This window comes from Streptomyces sp. NPDC090741 (genome assembly GCF_044769045.1).
In the GTDB taxonomy this organism is placed as follows: Bacteria; Actinomycetota; Actinomycetes; order Streptomycetales; family Streptomycetaceae; genus Streptomyces.
On record NZ_JBIVXF010000001.1, the window covers coordinates 69,126 to 91,516 of the forward strand.

Consider the following 22,391-nt stretch of genomic DNA (forward strand, 5'->3'; position numbering starts at 1 on the left):
AGACACCCCCTAACCCCCCAAGGCCGTGCCCACCGCTCAGACGTGTTCGCGTATCTGCGTGTGCGAGGGCGACGAACCACCGTTGTCGTAGTCGAAGTCGTTCCCGCGCCCTGGGTCACCGAGCAGGACGCCGGCGATGACGAGCCCGATCATCAGCAGGCTGAGCAGGATGCCGACCGCGCCCAGGATGATGCCGGCCAGCGCCATCGGGCCGTTGTCGGCCTCGCCGCGCTGGGCCTTGCCGCGGCCCAGGACGCCGAAGATGACCGCCGGGACGCCGAACAGCAGGCCCAGGTAGCAGGTGACGATGCCGATGATGCCGAGCACGAGGGCGGTGATCCCGAAGCCGTTGCTCTTCTGCGGATAGCCGGGGTATCCGGGGTAGCCCGGATAGCCGGGGTACCCCGGCTGGCCCTGGTAGCCGGGATGGCCCGGGTAGCCGGGATGGCCGTACGCCGGCTGCGCGGGCGGCGGTCCGGGGTACGCGTAGCCCCCCGGGTCCGGCTGGGCCGGGTACCCGTACGCGGGCTGCGGCGTCGGGCCGGGTATCTGCGCCGGCGGGACGTCGCCCCCCGGCATCCCCGCGATCGTCTGCTGGTCGTGCACGGACGGCGGAGGGGACACCCCCGGTGCGGCCTGCGGTTTCCCGAGCTCCACCGCCGGCCGCTCCGGCGGCGCCCACGGATCCTTCGGCTCGGGGCTCTGATCGGTCATGCGGCGCCCCCCTCTCGTACGCCCATGCTATGTGCTGTCACCGACAGTCCCGGAGCTGCCTACGATGAAGCCCGATCTGTCCGCACCCGCTCCTCCCGGAGGCTCCCTCATGCCCGACCTGAACCCCTTCATCGCTGGGCTGCCCAAGGCGGAACTCCACGTCCACCACGTCGGCTCGGCCTCCCCGCGCATCGTGGCCGAACTCGCCTCCCGACACCCCGACTCCAAGGTCCCCACCGACCCCGAGGCGCTCGCCGACTACTTCACCTTCACCGACTTCGCGCACTTCATCGAGGTCTACCTCTCCGTCGTGGATCTGGTCCGCACCCCCGACGACGTACGCACCCTGACCTACGAAGTCGCCCGCGACATGGCCCGGCAGAACATCCGCTACGCCGAGCTCACCATCACCCCGTACTCCTCCACCCGCCGCGGCATCGACGAGAAGGCCTTCATGGAGGCCATCGAGGACGCCCGCAAGGCCGCCGAGACCGAGCTCGGCGTCATCCTGCGCTGGTGCTTCGACATCCCCGGCGAGGCCGGCCTGGAGGCCGCCGCCGAGACCGCGCGCCTCGCCGTCGACCTGCGCCCCGAGGGCCTGGTCTCCTTCGGCCTCGGCGGCCCCGAAATCGGCGTGCCGCGCCCGCAGTTCAAGCCGTACTTCGACGCCGCCCGCGCGGCCGGCCTGCACAGCGTGCCGCACGCCGGCGAGACCACCGGCCCGGAGACGATCTGGGACTCCATCCGCGAGCTGGGCGCCGAGCGCATCGGCCACGGCACCAGCGCCACCCAGGACCCGGAGCTGCTCGCCTACCTCGCCGAGCACCGGATCGCGCTGGAGGTCTGCCCGACCTCCAACATCGCCACGCGCGCCGTGACCGACCTGGACCGGCACCCCGTCAAGGAGATGGTGCAGGCGGGCGTGCTCGTCACCATCAACAGCGACGACCCGCCGATGTTCGGATCCGACCTCAACAACGAGTACGCGGTCGCCGCCCGGCTCCTCGACCTCGACGAGCGCGGGCTCGCGCAGCTGGCGAAGAACGCCGTCGAGGCCTCCTTCCTGGACGAGGCCGGCAAGGCGAAGCTGAGCGCGGAGATCGACACGTACACCTCCGCCTGGCTGGCGCGCTGACGCCCCCTCAGAATGGGTGCCATGCACACCCTGACGGCCGTAGGCCACCGCGGCGATCCCTACCGTGTCCGCGAGAACACCCTGCCCTCGATCCGCTCCGCCTTCGCACGCGGGGCGGACGCGGTGGAGATCGACGTACGGCTGACCCGCGACGGGGTGCCGGTCCTCCTCCACGACGAGACGCTCCAGCGGCTGTGGGGCCATGACGTGCGGCTCGACGCCGTCACGGCCCCGCAGTTGAAGGAGCTGACGGAGGGCCGGATCCCGACGCTGCGCGAGGCCCTGATGGCGGCCGGCGCGGGCCGGGTGATGATCGACCTGCCCGGGGCGACGGCCGAGGCCGTACGGACGGTCGTCGGCCAGGTCCGGGAGTGCGGGGCGCGCGACCGTACGTACTACTGCGCGGGCCCGGACACGATGCTGGCCGTACGCGCGGCCGATCCGGGCGCCGAGATCGCGCTGACCTGGACCACGCTGTCGCCGCCCCGCCGGGTGCTGATCGACGCGGTGGCGCCGTCCTGGCTCAACTACCGCTTCGGGCTGGTGGACCGGGAGCTGACGGACGCCCTCCACCGGGAGGGCCTGCGGGTCTCGGCCTGGACCGCGGACACCACGTGGTCGATGCGCAGGCTGATCGCGGCCGGCGTGGACTCCGTCACCACCAACCGCCTGGACGCCCTGTCCCGCGTACGGGCCGAGCTCGGGCTGCCCGGCCGGTGATACGCACCTGGGGGGAGCGGGTCCGGCGGGCGGATCCGCGGTGGCAGGACCTGGGTCTGGCGCTGCTGGTCCAGGTGGCGACGACGATTCCGTTCGTCGTGCCCCGCGATCCGCTGGATTCGCCGGCCACCTGGCCCGCGTATCTGCTGACGACGCTGGGCAACGTACCGCTGGTGTGGCGGCGGCGGGCGCCCGTGGCGGCGATCTTCGGGATGGTCGCGGCCGGCTCGCTCTACACCCTGGCGCTGGACGGCCCGGGGCAGCCGCTGCCGTACGCCTCGCTGATCGGCGTGTACACGATGGCGCTGCTGTGCCCGGCCCGGGTGCGGATCGCGATGGGCGTGACCCTGACCGGGCTGATCCTGGTCTCCGTGGCGCTCAACACCGGGACGGCCAAGGAGCTGCTGTTCGCGCTGTTCGTCTTCGCGGCGGCCTACGTCCTGGGGCGGCTCCAGTACACCCGGCAGGCATACACGGCCGCCATCGAGGCGCGTGCCGCGGAGCTGGAGCGGACGAACCGGATCGAGGCGGAGCAGGCTGCGGCACGCGAACGGGCACGGATAGCGCGGGAGATGCACGACATCCTCTCGCACGCGGTCAGCATCATGATCGTGCAGGCGGAGGCCGGTCCGGTGGCGGTGCGCAGGGCGCCCGAGCGGGCGGAGGCCGCGTTCGACGCGATCGCCGAGACGGGGCGGGACGCGATGGCGCAGCTGCGGACCATGCTGGGCGTACTGCGGACGGACCCGGCAGCACGGGAGGCGGCTCCGCGGTCGCCGCAGCCCGGGATCGAGGAGCTGCCGGGGCTGCTGGAGCGGGTCCGGGGCAGCGGGCCGCAGGTCTCGTACGAGCGCACGGGCGCGGTGCGAGCGTTGCCGGCGCCGCTGGAGGCGACGGTGCACCGGGTGGTGCAGGAGGCGCTGACGAACGTGGTGAAGCACGCCGGGGCGTCGCAGGTGTCGGTCCGGCTGGCGTACGGGCCCCGGGCGCTCACGGTGACGGTGACGGACGACGGGCGGGGCCCGGGAACGGTGGCGCAGGCTCCCCTCGGCGGGCCGTCCGGGGGACACGGGCTGATCGGGATCCGGGAGCGGGCGGCGGCGCACGGCGGTACGGCGGAGTTCGGTCCGGGCCCCGGTGGCCTGGGGTTCTCGGTCCGCATGGTGCTAGTAACCTCGCCGCTGGAGGTGGGGCGTTGACGATCCGTGTGGTGGTGGCGGACGACCAGGAGCTGGTGCGCAGCGGCTTCGCGATGATCCTGGACGCGCAGGAGGACATCGAGGTCGTCGGGGAGGTCGGGGATGGCGCGGCGGCGGCGGCGGCAGTACGGGAACTGCGGCCGGACGTGGCGCTGCTGGACGTCCGGATGCCGGTGCTCGACGGGATCGAGGCGTGCCGGACGATCTCGGCCGGGACCTCGTGCCGGACGGTGATGCTGACGACCTTCGACTCGGACGCGTACGTCTACGAGGCGCTGCACGCGGGGGCGAGCGGGTTCCTGCTGAAGGACGTGCGGCGGGACGATCTGGTGCATGCCGTACGGGTGGTGGCGGCGGGCGACTCGCTGCTCGCGCCGTCGGTGGCGCGGCGGCTGATCGAGGAGTACACGGCGGCGACGGCGCGGCCGGCGGCGGGGGCGCTGCCGGCGGCGGGGGCGCTGCCCGTGCAGCGGCTGGAGGTGCTGACGGCGCGGGAGCGGGAGACACTGCTGCACCTGGGGCGGGGGCTGTCGAACGCGGAGATCGCGGCCGCGCTGGTGGTGAGCGAGCACACGGTGAAGTCGCATGTGGGCCATGTGCTGGCGAAGCTGGGGCTGCGGGACCGGATCCAGGCGGTGATCTGCGCGTACGAGACGGGTCTGATCGCGGCCGGGACGGGGCCCGGGGGCGGGGCCGGCTCTCGGGTATCTCCCTCCGGGGAGTGAGAGGGCGACGGTCGGATCCCTCGCGCGGGTGAGTTGTCGTACTGCTGAAGACCCCTCTTGGTGGTGATCCGCGGACACCCCTGTGACCTGCAGCATTGAGTCATCGGGGCCGCTGGGGCCCGGATGGTTCAAGGGGGATTCCGCCATGAAGGTACGTACGCGCACACTGGTCACCGGCGCCTTGGTCCTGGGCATCGCGGCCGGCCCGGCCGTCGCCCATGCCGCTCCGATGTCCGCAGCGGTGACCGTGCCGGCGCCGACGGGCGCCATGGCGCCACCGCTCTACACGGCCGCGCCCGACGCGGCGGCGCTGAGCAGGGCGATCGCCGGCGTCGGCCCTGACGACAAGGACGCGACGGCCGCTCTGGTGCGGGTGGGCGGTACGAGCGGCCGCTGGGTGGGCAGTTCCGGCGTGGCCGATGTCCGTACCGGACGCAAGGCGTTCGATGATGCCCGGTTCCGGGCGGGTTCGGTGACGAAGACCTTCACGGCGGCGGTGGTGCTCCAGCTGGCCGCCGAGGGCAAGGTCGATCTGGACAAGCCGGTGCAGCAGTACCTGCCGGGGCTGCTGCCGTCCGGTCCGAAGGGCTTCGAGCCCGTAAGCGTCCGGCAGTTGCTGAACCACACGAGCGGCATCCGGCCGGCCGACGGGCCCGGGGATTCCTTCGAGGAGCAGTACGCCCACCGGTTCGACGTGGTCGATCCGCACGCGTTGATCGCCGAAGCGGTGGCGAAGGGCCCCGAGTTCAGGCCGGGCGAGAAGCAGCACTACCTCAACATCGATTACACGGTGCTGGGCGTGCTGATCGAGAAGCTGACGGGAACGACGTACGAACAGGCCCTGTCCGAACGGATCCTGAGGCCGCTCGGCCTGCGCCACACGTCGGTTCCGGCGCGTGGGGAGAACCGAATGGCGGGCCCGCACCACCACGGCTACCAAGCCGTGGAGAAGCCCGGCGGCGGGAGCACGCTGGTGGACGTGACCGACTGGAACTCCTCGTCCAACTGGGCTGCCGGGGACCTGATATCGACCACGGCGGACCTGGAGAAGTTCACTCAGGCCCTGTTCGCGGGCCGGGTGGTGCCGAAGGCGCAGCTGGAGGAGATGTTCACGGTGCCCGCGGTCAAGGACTTCGAGTCCGGCGAGGACGCCGTGCAGACAGCGGGGATGAAGCGGTTCGTCCTGCCCGACGGCACGGCGGTCTACGGCAAGACGGGCTCCCGGTACGGCTACAGCACCGTGATCGGCGGGGCGCGCGACCTCTCGCGCACCCTCGTCTACTCGGTCAACTCCACCGACGCGAAGGGGCAGGACATGAACAAGGTGGCCTACGGGATCGTCATGGCGGCCTTCACCAGGTAGCGGTCAGGCGGGCAGGGCCTCGAGTCGTTTGATCATGCGGCGGAGCACCATCAGGGGTATGACCCCGAAGACGCCGAACGACATGTCGATGAGGCTCCACCCGAAGGGGATACCGCGGATCGGGCCGCAGATCAGGGCCAGGGGGATCACGCCGGCGCAGGCGATCATGCCGGCCTCGACGATCCATATGTTGCGGACGGGGTCGCGGTGGACTCCGTAGAAGAAGACCGCGATCACCAGGTGGGCGAAGGCGAGCCAGTCGGTGCCGTAGAGCAGGAACGGGTAGTCCGCGTCGGCCCGGTCCAGCCCGTCCCCCACTCGCCGCAGCCACTCGTGGGACACCAGGGAGTTGGCCCAGTGGAGTTCGGTGACCAGGGGGAAGGCGGTGAGGCCGCTGAGCACGAGGCAGACGATGAACAGGACCAGCCAGGCACGGATCCGCCGCTGAAGGGCGCTTCTCTCGCTCATGGAAGGAAGCGTACGCCGATTTCTGAACACGTTCAGCCAATTCCCTGAACGCGTTCAGTTCTGTGGCAGGACTGTGATCATCCCCGCGCCGTCCGGCGCTCAGAGACCGACGATGGCGTTCCAGCGCTGGGCGAGGGAGCGGCGCTCGGCCGAGGAGATGTCCCGGGCCACGACGAGCCGCTTGCGCATCTCCTCGTCGGGGAAGATCAGCGGGTTCTCGGCGAGTTCGGCGGTCTCCTTGTCCTCGGAGGCGGCCAGGACCTCGCGGGCGGCCGGGACAGGGCAGACGTAGTTGACGGCGGCGGCGAGCTCGGCGGCCACCTCCGGGGCGTAGTAGTGGTCGACCAGGGCCTCGGCGTTGGCCTTGTGCCGGGCCAGGTTGGGGACGAGCAGGCTCTCCGCCCAGAGCTCGGCGCCCTCCTCCGGGACCACGAACTCGATGTCGGGGTTGTCGGCCTGGAGCTGGATGGCGTCGCCGGAGTACGCCTGGCAGGCCAGGACGTCGCCCTTGCTCAGATCGGACGTGTAGTCGTTGCCGGTGAAGCGGCGGATGTGCTTCTTCTTCACCATGCTCTCCACCTGGTCGCACATCCGGTGGAAGTCGGACTCGGTCCACCGGGTGACGTCCACGCCGTTGCCCTGCATCAGCAGGGCGAAGGACTCGTCCAGGCCGGAGAAGAGGGTGACCTTGCCGGCCAGGTCCGGGTGCCACAGGTCCTGGACGGACTTGATCTCCCGGCCCAGCGCCTTGCGGTTGTAGGCGATGCCGGTGATCCCCGACTGCCACGGGACGGTGTGCAGGCGGCCCTCGTCGAAGGCGGGGGACCGCAGCTGCGGGTCCAGGTGGGCGGCCACGTTGGGCTGTGCCGTACGGTCCATCTTCTGGGCCCAGCCCAGGTGGACGAAGCGGGCGGCCATCCAGTCGCTGACCACCACCAGGTCGTGGCCGGTCTCCTGGTGGTTCATCAGGGCCGGACTGACCTTGCCGAAGAACTCGTCGTTGTCGTTGATCTCCTCGGTGTACCGGACCTCGATGCCGGTCTTCTCCGAGAAGGCGTCCAGCGTGGGCCGGCGCTCCTCGTCCTCGTCGTCGGTGTCGATGTACAGCGGCCAGTTCGAGAAGGCCACCCGCTTGTCCCGGTCGGAGCGGTCCGGGCCTCCCCGCCGGCCCTCGGGGACGAACGCGGCGGGCACACCGCAGCCGGTCAGGGCCGCGAACAGGCCGGCGGCACCGAGGCCGCGCAGCGCCGCGCGGCGGGAGAAGGCGAGTTCAGGCATGGGCAAAGCCTCGGGGAACGGAGGAGGGCGGGCAATAGACACAATGTCTACTGCCCGCCCTCTCAAGCCCCTTCGGTGATCGATGCGATCCCCGCGGAGACGGATCAGCCGTCGAGCGAGGTCATCACGTGCTTGATGCGGGTGTAGTCCTCGAAGCCGTAGGCGGAGAGGTCCTTGCCGTAGCCGGACTTCTTGAAGCCGCCGTGGGGCATCTCGGCGACGAGCGGGATGTGGGTGTTGATCCACACGCAGCCGAAGTCGAGGTACTTGGACATGCGCATCGCACGGCCGTGGTCCTTGGTCCACACGGAGGAGGCGAGGGCGAACTCGACGCCGTTCGCGTACGCCAGGGCCTGGGCCTCGTCCGTGAAGGACTGGACGGTGATGACGGGGCCGAAGACCTCGTTCTGGATGATCTCGTCGTCCTGCTTGAGGCCCGAGACCACGGTCGGGGCGTAGAAGTAGCCCTTGTCGCCGACCCGGTGGCCGCCGGCCTCGACCTTGGCGTGCGCCGGGAGGCGCTCGATGAAGCCCGCGACCTGCTTGAGCTGGTTCGGGTTGTTCAGCGGGCCGTAGAGCACGTCCTCGTCGTCCGGGGCGCCGGTCTTGGTGTCGGCGGCGGCCTTGGCGAGGGCGGTCACGAACTCGTCGTGGATGGACTCGTGCACGAGCACACGGGTCGCGGCGGTGCAGTCCTGGCCGGCGTTGAAGTAGCCGGCGACCGCGATGTCCTCGACGGCCTTGGCGATGTCGGCGTCCTCGAAGACGACGACCGGGGCCTTGCCGCCGAGCTCCAGGTGGACGCGCTTGACGTCCTTCGCGGCGCTCTCGGCGACCTGCATGCCGGCGCGCACCGAGCCGGTGATGGAGGCCATCGCCGGGGTGGAGTGCTCGACCATGGCCTTGCCGGTCTCGCGGTCACCGCAGATGACGTTGAAGACGCCCTTGGGCAGGACCGAGTCGATGATCTCGGCCATCAGGACGGTCGAGGCCGGGGTGGTGTCCGAGGGCTTGAGCACCACGGTGTTGCCCGCGGCGATGGCCGGGGCGAACTTCCACACGGCCATCATCATCGGGTAGTTCCACGGCGCGACCTGGGCGCATACGCCGACCGGCTCACGGCGGACGATCGAGGTCATCCCGTCCATGTACTCGCCGGCCGAGCGGCCTTCCAGGAGGCGAGCCGCACCCGCGAAGAAGCGGATCTGGTCCACCATCGGCGGCAGCTCCTCGCTGGCCGTGAGACCCAGCGGCTTGCCGGTGTTCTCCGACTCGGCGGCCACGAGCTCGTCCGCGCGCGCCTCGAAGGCGTCCGCGATCTTGAGCAGTGCCTTCTGGCGCTCCGACGGGGTGGTGTCGCGCCAGCCCGGGAAGGCGGCCGCGGCGGCGGCCATGGCGGCGTCGACATCGGCCTGGCCGGAGAGCGGGGCGGTGGCGTACACCTCGCCCGTGGCGGGGTTGACCACCTCGGTGGTCCGTCCGTCGGCGGCGTCCTTGAACTCTCCGCCGATGTAGTTGCGCAGACGACGCAGTTCGGTGGTCACTCCAGCCACACTCCTGATCACATGTCCAACGATTGAGACGAATCCCAATCCTAGCCCCTCGGCGGACGCTTTCGGCAGGGCCAGACGCCACGAACTACGAAATCAGTGAGATCGCAGACCTCAAACAACGGATTTCATCGATTCCGTCTTGCGGAACAGACGACTCCTCGTGCACAGTGAGGTCGTGGTCAGTCGAAGCGCAGATTCCAGGAACAGACAACCGTCCCCTTCGGTCGATGCTGTGTCCCTGGCGATCATCGAGCAACTGCAGGAGGACGGTCGCCGTCCCTACGCAGCGATCGGCAAGGCCGTCGGCCTGTCGGAGGCAGCTGTGCGCCAGCGCGTGCAGAAGCTGCTCGACCAGGGCGTCATGCAGATCGTCGCCGTCACCGACCCGCTCACCGTGGGCCTGCGACGCCAGGCCATGGTCGGCATCAACGTCGAGGGAGACCTCGACCCGGTGGCCGACGCACTGACCCAGATGGCCGAGTGCGAGTACGTGGTCATGACCGCGGGCTCGTTCGACCTGATGGTGGAGATCGTCTGCGAGGACGACGACCACCTGCTGGAGACGATCAACAAGAAGATCCGCGCGCTCCCCGGCGTGCGATCAACCGAAAGCTTCGTTTATCTGAAGCTGAAGAAGCAGACCTACATGTGGGGAACTCGATAGCCCGTGAGCCAGGACCTCTCCAAGACCGCGTACGACCACCTGTGGATGCACTTCACCCGCATGTCGTCGTACGAGAACTCCCCCGTCCCCACCATCGTGCGGGGTGAGGGCACCTACATCTTCGACGACAAGGGCAAGCGCTACCTGGACGGTCTCGCCGGACTGTTCGTGGTCAACGCCGGTCACGGCCGCAAGGAACTGGCCGAGGTCGCCTACAAGCAGGCGCAGGAACTCGCGTTCTTCCCCATCTGGTCGTACGCGCACCCCAAGGCCGTGGAGCTCGCCGAGCGCCTCGCCGACTACGCCCCGGGCGACCTGAACAAGGTCTTCTTCACCACCGGTGGCGGCGAGGCCGTCGAGACCGCGTGGAAGCTGGCGAAGCAGTACTTCAAGCTGCGGGGCAAGCACACCAAGTACAAGGTCATCTCGCGTGCGGTCGCCTACCACGGCACCCCGCAGGGCGCCCTGTCCATCACCGGCCTGCCGGCTCTGAAGGCCCCCTTCGAGCCGCTCGTGCCCGGCGCGCACAAGGTGCCGAACACCAACATCTACCGCGCCCCGATCTACGGCGACGACCCCGAGGCCTTCGGCCGCTGGTGCGCCGACCAGATCGAGCAGGAGATCCTGTTCGAGGGCGCCGACACCGTCGCCGCCGTCTTCCTGGAGCCGGTGCAGAACGCAGGCGGCTGCTTCCCGCCGCCGCCCGGGTACTTCCAGCGGGTCCGCGAGATCTGCGACGAGTACGACGTGCTCCTCGTCTCCGACGAGACGATCTGCGCCTTCGGCCGCCTCGGCACGATGTTCGCCTGTGACAAGTTCGACTACGTGCCCGACATGATCACCTGCGCCAAGGGCATGACCTCGGGCTACTCCCCGATCGGTGCCTGCATCGTCTCGGACCGCATCGCCGAGCCGTTCTACAAGGGCGACAACACCTTCCTGCACGGCTACACCTTCGGCGGCCACCCGGTGTCCTCCGCGGTGGCGCTCGCCAACCTCGACATCTTCGACAAGGAAGGCCTCAACCAGCACGTGCTGGACAACGAGGACGCCTTCTTCTCGACGCTGAAGAAGCTGCACGACCTGCCCATCGTCGGCGACGTACGCGGCAACGGCTTCTTCTACGGCATCGAGCTCGTCAAGGACAAGGTCACCAAGGAGTCCTTCACGGACGAGGAGACCGAGCGCGTGCTCTACGGCTTCCTCTCCAAGGCGCTCTTCGAGAACGGCCTGTACTGCCGCGCCGACGACCGTGGCGACCCGGTCATCCAGCTGGCCCCGCCGCTGATCGCGGACCAGGGCACCTTCGACGAGATCGAAGGCATCCTGCGCTCGGTGCTCACCGAGGCGTGGACCAAGCTGTAAAGCTCGGGACCGACCAGCAGTAAACAGTCCGAACCGCACGGCCCGGATCCCCCGTTCGAGTGAGAACGCGGGGGTCCGGGCCGTGTGCTGTCACCATCCAAGACGTTCATCTCTTTACATCTCAGTGCGGCGCCAGTTACTGAACCGGTTCCGCTTCGTTCCCCCGGACGGAGGTGTACGCCATGGTGGCTCCACCGGACAACGCCCCACCGGACAATGACGTCCTCTGGGCACGGTCCGTTCACTACTCCCACAGCGGTTCACCCGGCATCATCGGGGTCTCGGTGGGCGTCCGCCAGGGCGAGATCCTGGCCCTGACCGGCCCGCGCGGCAGCGGGAAGACCACCCTGCTGCGCTGCCTGTCGGGACATCTGGTGCCCGAGCAGGGCGAGATCTGGTTCAACAGCGTGCCCGTCCACACCATGGGCGCCCTGGCCCGCGAACGGCTGCGCCGCGACCGGTTCGGCTGGATCGGCCCCGACCCCCTGCTGCTGCCCGAGCTCAAGGTGTGGGAGAACGCGGCCCTGCCGCTGCTGGTCTCCGGCGCCTCCCACCGCACCGCCAAGGCCGCCGCCTGCGAATGGCTGGACCGGCTCGACATCGGCGCCCTCGCCCGCAAGCGCCCCGGCGCACTGACCCGCGCCGAGTCCCAGCGGGTCGCCCTCGCCCGGGCCCTGGTCAAGGAGCCCGAGGTCGTCTTCGCCGACGAGCCCACCGCCCCGCTGCACCGCGCCGAGCGCGCCCTGCTGCTCCGTACGCTCACCACCGCGGCCCGCTCGCACGGGATCACCGTGGTGCTGGCCACCCATGACGAGGAGAGCGCGGCCGTCGCCGACCGCCGGGTCGAACTGCTCGACGGGCGGCCCGCCGGAACCGCGGCCGCCGTCAGCGGTGCCCTCGGCGTGGGCGGTGTCGGCGGTGTCGGCGGTCCGCCCGACGAGACCCCGGAGGGGCAGGCCGCGTGCTCGCTCTCCGCCTAGCCCGCGGCTCCCGCCCGCTCGTCCAGCTGCGCCGGCTGCTGGTCGCCGCCGCCGGCGGCGGTACCGGATTCCTCCTGCTGTACGTGCTCGCCGGGGCCACCGCCCGGCCTGCCGGATCGTTCCCGCGCCTGCTGTGGGCCCTGGTCCCGCTCGCCGTCACCGTGCAGTTCGCGGTCGCCGTCGCCCGGACCGACCCCGCGACCCGGCCCCGTGAAGGACTGGACTCCGTCGGGCTGAGCCCCCTACGGCTCCTCCTCGTCGCGGTGGTGTCCACCGCGATCGCGTGCACCCTGGGCAGCGCCCTGGCCCTGGCCGCCTTCCTGCACCTGCGGGGCGAGCTCACCGGCCTGCCCTTCGACGGAGCCGGGGCCGCACTTCTGCACGCCGACCGGCCGCTGCCCGTGGCGGCCGCCCTCACCCTGCTGGCCCTGATCCCGCTGGCCGCCTGCGCCGCCACGGCCCTCGCCCTGCGCCCGCACCCGCCGTTGGCCCCGCAGACCGCCCTGCCCTGGGGCATCGCCCTCACCGCCTGCGGACTGGCGGTCGAGGCTTACGGGGGCCCCGGCGGAGCCGGGATGCCGACGGGCTGGGCGCTCACCGCCGTCGGGCTCTCCCTCGCCGGCCCCGGACTCGCCTACGCCTGCGGGGCCCTGGTCCAGGCGGTCCGCCCGGGCGCCATGCGGCTGCTGGCCGGGCGGGCCCTCCAGGAGGAGGCGCCCCGGCTGGGCCGGCCCCTCGGGGTGCTGTGCGCGGTCGGCGCGGGCGCCCTCACCGCCGCGGCCCTGCGCGAGCGGGGCGGCTTCGGCGTCCCGCTGGGCCCGCTCACCGGACCGGCCTGCGCCCTGGTGGTGCTGTGCGCGGCCGCGACCCTGCTCACCCGGGCCGTCGAGGTCCGCCAGGACCGCTCGGCCACCCGGACGGCCCTGCGCGACCTGGGCACTCCGGGCGCGGTCCTGCGTACGGCCGCGACGCTGCGCGCCACCGCGCTGGTGGCCGTGTGCGGACCGGTCGTATGGGGTGTGGCACAGCTGACGTCGCTGGCATTGACCCGCTGACAGGGGCAGCCCTTAGGGTGGGCCGAATGGTCGACGCAGACATCGAGATCGAGACGCTCGCCGAATTCGACCAGGTCGTGGCCCGCGGCTCGCTCAGCGGCTACCGGGTCCAGTCGGTCAACCTGTTGGAGCGCACGTTCGCCCTGCTGTCCGCCGACACCTCCGCGGCCGTCTTCCTCGGCTGCGCGATGGAGCCCGACGCCTCGGCGAAGGTGCGCGCGGACGGCGCGCTGGTCTTCCCGCCCGTCCCGGACCTGCCCTTCAACCCGTACCGCGGCCTGCTGTACACCGCCGACGAGCTGCTCGCGGGGCTGTCCGCCGGCTACGAGACCACCCCGGACGCCCAGTCGTACGCCTGGTTCCAGGAGACCAAGGCGGACGGCGACGTCTTCTCCTCGATGCTGCGGTCCGTACACGACGACGCGATCTCCGACGCACTCGACGAACACCTCGCCGGCGCCCGCGTGGTGGGCGTCATGGGCGGCCACGCGATGGCCCGCGGCGGCCTCGACTACCAGGGCGCGGCGGAGCTCGGCCGGAAGCTGGCCCGATCCGGACTGACGGTGGCCACCGGCGGCGGCCCCGGCGCGATGGAGGCGGCCAACCTCGGCGCCTACCTGGCGCCGGCCCCCGACGAGGCCCTGGCGGAGGCCCTGGAGATCCTGGCCAAGGCCCCGTCCTTCGTCCCCTCGGTCTCCGACTGGGCGCGGGCGGCCTTCGCCGTACGGGAGCGCTGGCCCGGCGGCGGCGACTCGGTGGGCATCCCGACCTGGTTCTACGGGCACGAGCCGCCGAACGCCTTCGCCGGCCACATCGCCAAGTACTTCGCGAACGCCACCCGCGAGGACGGGCTGCTCGCCCGGTCGAACGCGGGCGTGGTCTTCCTGCCGGGCGCCGCGGGCACCCTCCAGGAGATATTCGACAACGCGACGCCGAACTACTACGAGTCGCGGGGCCAGCCGACGCCGATGGTGCTGGTCGGACGTACGCACTGGACCGAGCACCTGCCGGCGTGGCCGCTGCTCCAGGCGCTGGCGCGCGGCCGCGCGATGGAGTCGCGGATCGCGCTGGTCGACTCGGTGGACGAAGTGCCCGCCGTACTCGCGGCGATGAGCACGACGAAATGAACGCGACGAAATGAGGGACGGCCCGAGGCAACTTCCCGGCCCGATCGCACGTCTGCCATAGGTAATCAACACGCAAAACCCGCCAGACGTGAACGGAGCCCTCGGTGCTCATAGGCCTGCTGACCGCGATCGCGGCGTCCATCTGCTACGGCACGGGCTCCGTCCTGCAAGCCGTGGGCTCGCGCAGGGCGGCCCGGATGTCCCCGGCCGCCGCGGGGGTGACCGCGCACGGCGGCCCGAACCTCTCGTCCACCGCGAAGGCGGCGATGACGTGGGAGTTCATCGTCGGCACCATCCTGGACTTCGTGGGCTTCGGGCTGGGCGCGCTGGCCGCCCGGCTGCTGCCGCTGTTCCTGTCCCAGACGGTGATCAGCGCCAACCTGGTGATCACGGCCGTGCTCAGCGTGAAGATGCTGGGCATCCGGCTGACCCGGAAGGAATGGACCTCGATCGGCGTCGTCTGCGCGGCGCTGGTGCTGCTGGCGACGGCGGCGGGCCACGAGGGCGGTCACCACGCCCCGATGTCCACGCACTGGTGGCTGTTCGGGGTGACCCTGCTGATCATCGCGGGCGGGACGGTGGCCGTCCGCCTCCTGGGCTCCCGGGCGGCGATCCTGGCGGGTCTGCTGTCGGGCCTGGCCTTCGGCGCGCTGGGCGTCGGCGTCCGGATCCTCGACGGCATCGAACCGTTCGACCTGGGCACGCTGCTCGCCGACCCGGCGCTCTACGCCATCCTGCTGGCCGGCGTCGGCGGCATGTACCTGCACACGGTCGCCCTCCAGATCGGCTCGGTGAACGGCGCGACGGCGGCGCTGGTGGTCGGCGAGACCGTCCTGCCGGGCGCGATCGGCGTCCTGTGGCTGGGCGATGCCTCCCGCCCGGGCCTGGCCTGGCTGGCGGTCCTCGGCTTCGTCCTGGCCGTCACGGGCGCGGTGGCGGTCGCCTGGTACGGCAACCACGACGGCGCCGAGTCCCCTGCGCAGGCCCCGGAAGAACGCAGCCCCGCCGGCGTGTGAGGCGCCGGGCTGCGGGCGGGGCCCGGGTCTACCCCGCCGGGAGGACGACCACCTCGGCCGGGGCGAAGGACACGGCGACCCGGTCCCCCACGGCCGGCGCCCCGGCCAGCCCGCACTCCGCCTCCAGCACCGGCCCCGCCTCCGGCCTCAGCAGCAGCGCGACATGCGTCCCCCGGAACGTCCGCGACACCACCTCACAGCGCAGCCCGGCAGCCGCCAGCACCACCCCGGCCGGCCGGATCAGGATCCACCGCTCCCCCTCCGGCGACCCGGCCGGCACCTGCACCTTCCCCCACGCCGTGGCCGCGGCCCCGCCCACCACCGTCGCCGGGATCACGTTCTCGAAGCCGAGGAACCGCGCCACGAACTCCGAAGCCGGCCGCTGCCACACCTCCAGCGGGGTCCCGGCCTGCGCGATCCGCCCGTCCCGCATCACCACCACCCGGTCGGCCAGGGCGAAGGCCTCCCCCTGGTCGTGCGTGACGGCCAGCACCGTGGTCCCGAGCCGGGAGAACAGCCCCCGCAGCTCCACCACGAGCCGCTCGCGCAGCCCCCGGTCCAGCTGCCCCAGCGGCTCGTCCAGCATCAGCAGCCGCGGCGAAGGGGCCAGCGCCCGGGCCAGGGCGACCCGCTGCTGCTCACCGCCCGACAGCGAGGCCACCGAGCGGCCCTGGGCCCCGGGGAGCCCGACCAGCTCCAGCAACTCCGCGACCTGGGCCTCGTACGCCCCCCGGGCAGAGCCCCGCATGCGCAGCCCGAACGCGACGTTCCCGCCCACGTCCCGGTGCGGGAACAGCTGGTGGTCCTGGAACATCAGGCCGACCCCGCGCCGGTGCACCGGCACCCGCGCCTGGTCCGCCCCGCCCAGCAGGACCCGTCCCGCCGAGACCGGCTGCAGCCCGGCCACCACCCGCAGCAGCGTGGACTTGCCGCTTCCGCTGGGCCCGAGCACGCACACGATCTCGTGCTCGGCGACCTTCAGGTCGACCGCGTCGACGACGGCGCGCTCGCCGAAGCGGACCGACACCCCGGCCAGTTCGAGCAACGTCATCAGAACTCTCCCGAGGTCTTGTCGGGGCGCAGCCGCTCCAGCACCAGCAGGGACACCGCGCACACCAGCATCAGAATCGTGCTCAGGGCCATCGCCTGCCCGTAGTTCAGCTCACCGGCCCGCCCCAGCAGCCGCGCCACGGCCACCGGCAGCGTCGGACGGTCGGGCCGGGCGATGAAGACGGTCGCGCCGAACTCACCCAGCGAGACGGCGAAGGCGAATCCGGCAGCGATCAGCAGCGCCCGCCGCACCAGCGGCAGGTCCACCTCGCGCCAGGCCCGCAGCGGCGATGCCCCGAGCACGGCAGCGGCCTCGCGCAGCCGCCCGTCCACGGCGCGCAGCACCGGCAGCATGGTCCGTACGACGAACGGCACGCCCACCAGCGCCTGCGCGAGCGGCACCAGGATCCACGAGGTCCGCAGATCCAGCGGCGGCTCGTCCAGGGTGATCAGGAACCCGAAGCCGACCGTCACCGCCGAGACCCCCAGCGGAAGCATCAGCAGCGCATCGAACCCGCGCACGAACCGGCCCGCGCGCCGGGTCAGTGCCGCGGCCGCGAGCCCCCCGATCACCAGGGCGATGGCGGTGGCGGCGAGCGCGTACTGGAGGGAGTTCCAGATGGCCTCCAGCGGGGGCACCAGAAACGTTCCGCCGCCCGCGCCCACGTCCTGGAGCGCCCGGTAGAAGCCGAACCCGTACCCGCCGGGCACATCGAGGGAGCGCTCCACCAGCACCGCCAGCGGGGCCACGATCAGCAGCGCCACCGTCAGCAGCACCCCGCCCAGCAGGGCGCGCTGCCCCGGCCCGCTCGGCCGGTGCGCGGTCCGCGCCGGATCGACCAGCCGCAGGGCGGTCTCCCGCCGGCGCACGGTCCAGGCGTGGATGCCGAGGATCAGGCCGACCGCCACGAACTGGACCATCGTGAGGACGGCGGCCGTCGGCAGGTCCAGCAGCTGCGCGGTCTGCCGGTAGACCTCCACCTCCAGGGTGGCGTACGAAGGCCCACCGAGGATCTGCACGACGCCGAAGGAGGTGAACGTGAACAGGAACACCATCAGCGAGGCCGCGGCCACCGCCGGCCCGAGCGCGGGCAGCGTCACCCGCCGCCAGGCGGCGAACCGCCCGCCGCCCAGCACCCGGGCGGCCTCCTCCTGGCGCGGGTCCAGCTGCGCCCAGAGCCCGCCGACCGTCCGTACGACGACGGCGTAGTTGAAGAAGACGTGCGCGAGCAGGATCGCCCACACCGTGGTGTCCAGCCGGACGCCCCACAGCTGGTCGAGCAGTCCGCCGCGCCCGACCAGCGCCAGGAAGGCGGTGCCGACCACCACCGTCGGCAGCACGAACGGGACCGTGACCACCGCCCGCAGCAGCTGTTTGCCGGGGAACTCGAAGCGCGCGAAGACGTACGCGCCGGGGAGTGCGATCAGGAGCGTGAGCGCCGTGGACGCGAGCGCCTGCCAGGTGGTGAACCAGAGCACGTCGGCGATGTCGGGCCGGGTCAGCACCTCGCCGATCCGGCCGAACTGCCAGCCCTCGTCGGTCTTGATCCCGCGGCCGACGATCGCGGCCACGGGGTAGGCGAAGAACAGCCCGAAGAAGGCGAGGGGTACGGCCATCAGCAGGAGCCTGACAGCCGTACCGCGCGCGCTCTCCTTCACGGGAGTGCTCTCGCGTCCTACTTCACGACGAGCGAGGACCATGCCTTGACCCACTGCTCACGGTTCTTGGCGATGGTCTCGGGAGCCACGTTTTCCGGCTTCTCGATGACCACGCCGTGCTTCGTGAACAGCTCCGGCAGCTTCGCGTCCTTGACCACCGGGTTCACGAACATCTGGAGCGGCATGTCCTCCTGGAACTTCTTGCTCACCAGGAAGTCGAGGAGCGCCTTGCCGCCCTCCTCGTTCTTCGCGCCCTTGAGCAGGCCCGCGAACTCGACCTGTCGGAAGCAGGTGCCGGTGGCCACGCCCGTGGGGGCCTCGGCCGGCTGCGGCTCCCCGTACAGGACCTCGACCGGCGGGCTGGAGGCGTACGAGACGACCAGCGGCCGGTCGCCCTTGGCCTTCTTGCCGCCCGCGGAGCCGGAGAAGCGCTCGTTGTAGGCCTGCTCCCAGCCGTCGACGACCTCGACGCCGTTGGCCTTGAGCTTGCTCCAGTAGTCCTTCCAGCCCTCGTCCCCATACTTGCCGACGGAGGCGAGCAGGAAGCCGAGGCCCGGCGAGGAGGTCGCCGCGTTCTCGGTGACCAGCAGGTTCTTGTACTCGGGCTTGACCAGGTCGTCCAGCGTCTGCGGCGGGGCGAGCTTCTTGTCGGCGAAGTACGCCTTGTCGTAGTTGACGCAGATGTCGCCGGAGTCGATCGGGGTGACCCGGTGCTCCTTGTCGAGCACGTATTCGGGCTTCACGTCGGCCAGGCCCTTGACCTCGTACGGCGTGAAGATCCCGTTGTCGAGGGCGCGCGAGAGGAGCGTGTTGTCCACACCGAAGAAGACGTCACCGCGCGGGGAGCCCTTGGTGAGGATCTCCTGGTTGAGGGCGGCGCCCGCGTCCCCGGACTTCAGGACCTTGACGGTGTAGCCGCTCTGCTGCTCGAACTCCTTGAGGACCGTGTCGGTCACGTTGAAGGAGTCGTGCGAGACGAGCGTGACCGTCTTGGACTTCGGCGCCTCGCTCGCCCCGGCCGCGGACTCGTCCTTGGCCTTGCCGCCGCCGCACGCGGCGAGCGTGCTGACACCGAGGGCTGCGGCCAGCGCCGCACCCGCGATCTTCCTGGTGGTGCTCACGGAACATTCCTCCTGGGTTGACCAGGAGAAGACGCGGCCCTGCCCGGGCGCTCTCGTGGAGCGGAGCGCCCGGGCAGGGCGCAACAGCTTGAGGTGGTGACCGAACTTCCTACCCAGAATGACCTGGGCAAGGTTCAGAGGGTCTGCGGCGTGTTGCCGCACTCTCAGCGCTGTGGCGCTCCCCTGTCGGAATATGAATATGCAGATGTATGCCGGTCAGCCTACCGCTCGCTCGCGGCGAGCTGACCGCAGGCGCCGTCGATCTCCTGGCCGCGGGTGTCCCGTACGGTCACCGGCACGCCGTGGCGGGCGATGGCCTCCACGAAGGCCTTCTCGTCCTCGGGACGCGAGGCGGTCCACTTCGAGCCCGGCGTCGGGTTCAGCGGGATCAGGTTGACGTGGACGCGCTTGCCCTTGAGCAGCCGGCCGAGGAGGTCGCCGCGCCAGGCCTGGTCGTTGATGTCGCGGATCAGGGCGTACTCGATGGAGATCCGGCGGCCGGACTTCTCGGCGTACTCCCAGGCCGCGTCGAGGACCTCGCGGACCTTCCAGCGGGTGTTCACGGGGACGAGGGTGTCGCGCAGCTCGTCGTCCGGCGCGTGCAGCGAGACCGCGAGGCGGCACTTGAAGCCCTCGTCGGCGAAGCGCAGCATCGCCGGGACGAGGCCGACGGTGGAGACGGTGATGCCGCGCTGCGACAGGCCCAGGCCGTCGGGCTCGGGGTCGGTGAGGCGGCGGATGGCGCCGACGACCCGCTTGTAGTTGGCCAGCGGCTCGCCCATGCCCATGAAGACGATGTTGGACAGCCGGGCAGGGCCGCCGGGGACCTCGCCGTCGCGCAGCGCGCGCATGCCGTCGACGATCTGGTGGACGATCTCGGCGGTGGACAGGTTGCGGTCCAGGCCCGCCTGGCCGGTGGCGCAGAACGGGCAGTTCATGCCGCAGCCGGCCTGCGAGGAGATGCACATGGTGACCCGGTCGGGGTAGCGCATCAGCACGGACTCGACGAGCGTGCCGTCGTGCAGCTTCCACAGGGTCTTGCGCGTGGTGTCGTCGTCGCACGAGATGTGCCGGATGACGTTCATCAGGTCGGGCAGCAGCTCCTGCTGGAGCTTCTCCCGCGAGCCCGCCGGGATGTCGGTCCACTCGGCCGGGTCGTGCGCGTACCGGGCGAAGTAGTGCTGCGAGAGCTGCTTGGCCCGGAAGGGCTTCTCGCCGATCGCGGCGACCGCCTCGCGACGCTCCTCGGGCGTGAGGTCGGCGAGATGCCGGGGCGGCTTCTTGGCCCCGCGAGGGGCGACGAAGGTGAGCTCTCCCGGGACAGGGCGGGCCATGGCTGGTACTCCTCGTAAGACGAAAGGCGCGCCGCAGAAGCAGCGCGCCCTTCAAGAGTAACCGCCCGGACCCACCCGAAGCCTTCGTACGTACGTCGTACCAGCTCAGCGGGGCTGCCCTGGTGAACCGCCCGCCGGTCGGAAGCCGCGGGACCCGGTTTCAGCCGGTGCCGACGAAGGCGGCGAGCAGCAGCCACACCACCGGGGCGGTCGGCAGCAGGGAGTCGAGCCGGTCCATGATGCCGCCGTGGCCCGGGAGGAGCGTGCCCATGTCCTTGATGCCCAGGTCCCGCTTGATCATCGACTCACCGAGGTCGCCCAGCGTGGCGCTGACCGCGACCGCGAGACCGAGCAGCAGGCCCTGCCACCAGACGCCCCCGTCGATCAGGAACTCCATGCAGAGCGCGCCGGCCGCCATCGCGAAGGCCACCGCGCCGAACAGCCCCTCGCGGGTCTTGCCGGGGCTGATGCGCGGCGCCAGCTTGGTCTTGCCGAAGCGCCAGCCCACCGCGTACGCCCCGGTGTCGCTGACCACGGTCAGCAGCAGGAACGTGACCACGCGCTCCGGCCCGTCGTCGGCGGTGAGGAGCATCGCGACGAAGGTGGCCAGGAAGGGCACGTAGAACGCCGCGAAGACGCCCGCCGTGACGTCCTTGAGGTAGTCCTCGGGCGGTTCGGTCATCCGCCAGACCAGGACCGCCAGCGCGGTCAGGGCCATGGCCACCCAGGCGCCCTCGGCCCCCCGGACGTACCCGGCGATGACCATGGCGGCGCCGCCGACCGCGAGCGGGACGAGCGGGGCCTTGATGCCCTTCTTCTCCTGGAGCCGGGAGGTGAGCTCCCACAGGCCCACGACGACCGCGACGACGATGACGCCGAGGAAGACCGCCTTGACGATGAACAGCGAAGCGAAGATCACCGCACCGAGGCCGACACCGACCCCTATGGCGGCACGCAGGTCTCGCCCCGCCCGCTTCTTCGGCGGCGGGGGCGTGGCGTCCTGCGGTGCCTGCGAGGGCGGGGGCGGGGGGCTGGGCATGGGCTCCTGCGGCGGCGTCTCGGCGCGGAACGGGGGGCTGCCTTCGGCGGCGGCCCCCCGATCGCGTGCTTCCCGGTCGTCGAAGTCACGGCCGGCGGCATCGGGCACGATGGGCATGGGCCGAGTGTGCGGGCCCACCAGCGCATCGTATGCGGGACCCGCCGGAACCGGCTCCGTGGCCCAGGGAGAGTCGTTCATCAGACTTCGAGGAGCTCGGCTTCCTTGTGCTTGAGCAGCTCGTCGACCTGCGCGACGTACTTCGCGGTGGTGTCGTCGAGCTCCTTCTCCGCGCGGCGCACCTCGTCCTCGCCGGACTCCTTGTCCTTGACGAGCTTGTCGAGGGAGTCCTTCGCCTTGCGGCGGACGGCGCGGATCGAGACCTTGGAGTCCTCGGCCTTGGTGCGCGCGACCTTGATGTACTCCTTGCGGCGGTCCTGCGTCAGCTCGGGGAAGGTCACCCGGATGATATTGCCGTCGTTGCTGGGGTTGACGCCCAGGTCGGAGTCGCGGATGGCCTGCTCGATGTTGCGCAGGGCGCTCTTGTCGAACGGGGTCACGATCGCCATGCGCGGCTCGGGCACCGAGAAGGACGCGAGCTGGTTGATGGGCGTGACGGCGCCGTAGTAGTCCGCCACGATCTTGTTGAACATCGCCGGGTGCGCACGACCGGTGCGGATCGCCGCGAAGTCTTCCTTGGCGACGACGACGGCCTTCTCCATCTTCTCCTCGGCCTCGAGGAGGATTTCTTCGATCACCACGTGCTCCTGCATGTCAGATATGGATGGTTCAGGCGGGCGGGGCGGGCTCGGCCCGGCGGGGCCGGGCC

21 protein-coding genes and 1 riboswitch are annotated in these 22,391 nt (G+C 71.1%); of the genes, 11 read left to right on the forward strand and 10 right to left on the reverse strand.

The window, feature by feature from the left end; all coding sequences use genetic code 11:
* Nucleotides 1-36: 36 nt before the first annotated feature.
* A complete protein-coding gene (locus ACIQU4_RS00280) occupies nucleotides 37-714 on the reverse strand; it encodes a DUF4190 domain-containing protein (protein ID WP_403723899.1) in 678 nt (225 codons plus the stop codon).
* 109 nt (nucleotides 715-823) lie between these two features.
* On the opposite strand from ACIQU4_RS00280, the gene ACIQU4_RS00285 reads away from it, so the two are divergent.
* The 5 genes from ACIQU4_RS00285 (at nucleotide 824) to ACIQU4_RS00305 (ending at nucleotide 5,856) form a co-directional block, all read left to right on the forward strand.
* Nucleotides 824-1,849 (forward strand): adenosine deaminase, encoded by a 1,026-nt coding sequence (locus ACIQU4_RS00285; RefSeq protein ID WP_403723901.1) that lies wholly within the window; start codon nucleotides 824-826, stop codon nucleotides 1,847-1,849.
* Nucleotides 1,850-1,861: 12 nt separating this feature from the next.
* A complete protein-coding gene (locus tag ACIQU4_RS00290) occupies nucleotides 1,862-2,569 on the forward strand; it encodes a glycerophosphodiester phosphodiesterase (protein WP_403723904.1) in 708 nt (235 codons plus the stop codon).
* Nucleotides 2,569-3,768: a sensor histidine kinase gene (locus tag ACIQU4_RS00295; RefSeq protein WP_403725879.1), complete on the forward strand. Its 1,200-nt coding sequence runs from the start codon at nucleotides 2,569-2,571 to the stop codon at nucleotides 3,766-3,768. Before ACIQU4_RS00290 ends, ACIQU4_RS00295 begins: the two co-directional genes overlap by 1 nt.
* Nucleotides 3,765-4,493 carry a response regulator gene (locus tag ACIQU4_RS00300; protein ID WP_403723905.1) on the forward strand — a complete coding sequence of 243 codons (729 nt, stop codon included), beginning with the start codon at nucleotides 3,765-3,767 and terminating at the stop codon, nucleotides 4,491-4,493. Before ACIQU4_RS00295 ends, ACIQU4_RS00300 begins: the two co-directional genes overlap by 4 nt.
* Before the next feature lie 145 nt (nucleotides 4,494-4,638).
* A complete protein-coding gene (locus ACIQU4_RS00305) occupies nucleotides 4,639-5,856 on the forward strand; it encodes a serine hydrolase domain-containing protein (protein ID WP_403723908.1) in 1,218 nt (405 codons plus the stop codon).
* A gap of 3 nt (nucleotides 5,857-5,859) precedes the next feature.
* Here the strand turns inward: ACIQU4_RS00305 and ACIQU4_RS00310 are convergent, their stop codons facing one another.
* The 3 genes from ACIQU4_RS00310 to ACIQU4_RS00320 all read right to left on the reverse strand — a co-directional run bounded on the left by ACIQU4_RS00310 (nucleotide 5,860) and on the right by ACIQU4_RS00320 (nucleotide 9,146).
* Nucleotides 5,860-6,324 (reverse strand): hypothetical protein, encoded by a 465-nt coding sequence (locus ACIQU4_RS00310; RefSeq protein WP_403723910.1) that lies wholly within the window; start codon nucleotides 6,322-6,324, stop codon nucleotides 5,860-5,862.
* Between the two features lie 99 nt (nucleotides 6,325-6,423).
* Nucleotides 6,424-7,602: a PotD/PotF family extracellular solute-binding protein gene (locus ACIQU4_RS00315; protein WP_403723912.1), complete on the reverse strand. Its 1,179-nt coding sequence runs from the start codon at nucleotides 7,600-7,602 to the stop codon at nucleotides 6,424-6,426.
* A 104-nt stretch (nucleotides 7,603-7,706) separates the two neighbouring features.
* Nucleotides 7,707-9,146, reverse strand: coding sequence for a gamma-aminobutyraldehyde dehydrogenase (locus tag ACIQU4_RS00320; protein WP_403723915.1), 1,440 nt, complete (start codon nucleotides 9,144-9,146; stop codon nucleotides 7,707-7,709).
* Nucleotides 9,147-9,315: 169 nt separating this feature from the next.
* On the opposite strand from ACIQU4_RS00320, the gene ACIQU4_RS00325 reads away from it, so the two are divergent.
* From ACIQU4_RS00325 to ACIQU4_RS00350, 6 genes are all read left to right on the forward strand, one after another.
* A complete protein-coding gene (locus ACIQU4_RS00325) occupies nucleotides 9,316-9,819 on the forward strand; it encodes an Lrp/AsnC family transcriptional regulator (RefSeq protein ID WP_030298396.1) in 504 nt (167 codons plus the stop codon).
* Nucleotides 9,820-9,822: 3 nt separating this feature from the next.
* Complete coding sequence (locus tag ACIQU4_RS00330; RefSeq protein ID WP_403723917.1) at nucleotides 9,823-11,184, forward strand: aspartate aminotransferase family protein; 1,362 nt, start codon at nucleotides 9,823-9,825, stop codon at nucleotides 11,182-11,184.
* 182 nt (nucleotides 11,185-11,366) lie between these two features.
* Nucleotides 11,367-12,164, forward strand: a complete 798-nt coding sequence (locus tag ACIQU4_RS00335; RefSeq protein ID WP_403723920.1) for an ABC transporter ATP-binding protein — start codon at nucleotides 11,367-11,369, stop codon at nucleotides 12,162-12,164.
* Complete coding sequence (locus ACIQU4_RS00340; RefSeq protein ID WP_403723922.1) at nucleotides 12,146-13,219, forward strand: hypothetical protein; 1,074 nt, start codon at nucleotides 12,146-12,148, stop codon at nucleotides 13,217-13,219. Before ACIQU4_RS00335 ends, ACIQU4_RS00340 begins: the two co-directional genes overlap by 19 nt.
* Before the next feature lie 26 nt (nucleotides 13,220-13,245).
* The gene (locus tag ACIQU4_RS00345; RefSeq protein WP_403723925.1) at nucleotides 13,246-14,346 is read left to right on the forward strand and encodes an LOG family protein; all 1,101 of its coding nucleotides are present in this window, start codon (nucleotides 13,246-13,248) and stop codon (nucleotides 14,344-14,346) included.
* Between the two features lie 104 nt (nucleotides 14,347-14,450).
* Nucleotides 14,451-15,362, forward strand: a complete 912-nt coding sequence (locus ACIQU4_RS00350; RefSeq protein ID WP_403723928.1) for a hypothetical protein — start codon at nucleotides 14,451-14,453, stop codon at nucleotides 15,360-15,362.
* Nucleotides 15,363-15,390: 28 nt separating this feature from the next.
* Here ACIQU4_RS00350 and ACIQU4_RS00355 read toward each other — a convergent pair whose 3' ends face one another.
* The 6 genes from ACIQU4_RS00355 to frr form a co-directional block, all read right to left on the reverse strand.
* Complete coding sequence (locus ACIQU4_RS00355; protein ID WP_403723930.1) at nucleotides 15,391-16,413, reverse strand: ABC transporter ATP-binding protein; 1,023 nt, start codon at nucleotides 16,411-16,413, stop codon at nucleotides 15,391-15,393.
* Nucleotides 16,413-18,029: an ABC transporter permease gene (locus tag ACIQU4_RS00360; protein WP_403723933.1), complete on the reverse strand. Its 1,617-nt coding sequence runs from the start codon at nucleotides 18,027-18,029 to the stop codon at nucleotides 16,413-16,415. The genes ACIQU4_RS00355 and ACIQU4_RS00360 overlap by 1 nt, the downstream gene beginning before the upstream one ends.
* Before the next feature lie 59 nt (nucleotides 18,030-18,088).
* The gene (locus ACIQU4_RS00365) at nucleotides 18,089-19,192 is read right to left on the reverse strand and encodes a thiamine ABC transporter substrate binding subunit (RefSeq protein WP_403723935.1); all 1,104 of its coding nucleotides are present in this window, start codon (nucleotides 19,190-19,192) and stop codon (nucleotides 18,089-18,091) included.
* An 88-nt stretch (nucleotides 19,193-19,280) separates the two neighbouring features.
* Nucleotides 19,281-19,387, reverse strand: a riboswitch (TPP riboswitch).
* A 26-nt stretch (nucleotides 19,388-19,413) separates the two neighbouring features.
* Complete coding sequence (gene rlmN / locus ACIQU4_RS00370; protein ID WP_403723938.1) at nucleotides 19,414-20,526, reverse strand: 23S rRNA (adenine(2503)-C(2))-methyltransferase RlmN; 1,113 nt, start codon at nucleotides 20,524-20,526, stop codon at nucleotides 19,414-19,416.
* A gap of 160 nt (nucleotides 20,527-20,686) precedes the next feature.
* Complete coding sequence (locus tag ACIQU4_RS00375; RefSeq protein ID WP_403723940.1) at nucleotides 20,687-21,763, reverse strand: phosphatidate cytidylyltransferase; 1,077 nt, start codon at nucleotides 21,761-21,763, stop codon at nucleotides 20,687-20,689.
* Nucleotides 21,763-22,320: a ribosome recycling factor gene (gene frr, locus ACIQU4_RS00380; RefSeq protein ID WP_403723943.1), complete on the reverse strand. Its 558-nt coding sequence runs from the start codon at nucleotides 22,318-22,320 to the stop codon at nucleotides 21,763-21,765. Before frr ends, ACIQU4_RS00375 begins: the two co-directional genes overlap by 1 nt.
* Nucleotides 22,321-22,391: the final 71 nt, after the last annotated feature.

Excerpts from the sequence above, each read along its gene's own strand:
- ACIQU4_RS00285 (WP_403723901.1), top strand. The coding sequence starts at position 824 with ATGCCCGACCTGAACCCCTTCATCGCTGGGCTGCCCAAGGCGGAACTC.
- ACIQU4_RS00290 (WP_403723904.1), top strand. The coding sequence starts at position 1,862 with ATGGGTGCCATGCACACCCTGACGGCCGTAGGCCACCGCGGCGATCCC.
- ACIQU4_RS00335 (WP_403723920.1), top strand. The coding sequence starts at position 11,367 with ATGGTGGCTCCACCGGACAACGCCCCACCGGACAATGACGTCCTCTGG.
- ACIQU4_RS00355 (WP_403723930.1), bottom strand. The coding sequence starts at position 16,413 with ATGACGTTGCTCGAACTGGCCGGGGTGTCGGTCCGCTTCGGCGAGCGC.
- ACIQU4_RS00280 (WP_403723899.1), bottom strand. The coding sequence starts at position 714 with ATGACCGATCAGAGCCCCGAGCCGAAGGATCCGTGGGCGCCGCCGGAG.
- ACIQU4_RS00375 (WP_403723940.1), bottom strand. The coding sequence starts at position 21,763 with ATGAACGACTCTCCCTGGGCCACGGAGCCGGTTCCGGCGGGTCCCGCA.
- rlmN (WP_403723938.1), bottom strand. The coding sequence starts at position 20,526 with ATGGCCCGCCCTGTCCCGGGAGAGCTCACCTTCGTCGCCCCTCGCGGG.
- ACIQU4_RS00315 (WP_403723912.1), bottom strand. The coding sequence starts at position 7,602 with ATGCCTGAACTCGCCTTCTCCCGCCGCGCGGCGCTGCGCGGCCTCGGT.
- ACIQU4_RS00360 (WP_403723933.1), bottom strand. The coding sequence starts at position 18,029 with ATGGCCGTACCCCTCGCCTTCTTCGGGCTGTTCTTCGCCTACCCCGTG.
- ACIQU4_RS00305 (WP_403723908.1), top strand. The coding sequence starts at position 4,639 with ATGAAGGTACGTACGCGCACACTGGTCACCGGCGCCTTGGTCCTGGGC.
- ACIQU4_RS00345 (WP_403723925.1), top strand. The coding sequence starts at position 13,246 with ATGGTCGACGCAGACATCGAGATCGAGACGCTCGCCGAATTCGACCAG.
- ACIQU4_RS00310 (WP_403723910.1), bottom strand. The coding sequence starts at position 6,324 with ATGAGCGAGAGAAGCGCCCTTCAGCGGCGGATCCGTGCCTGGCTGGTC.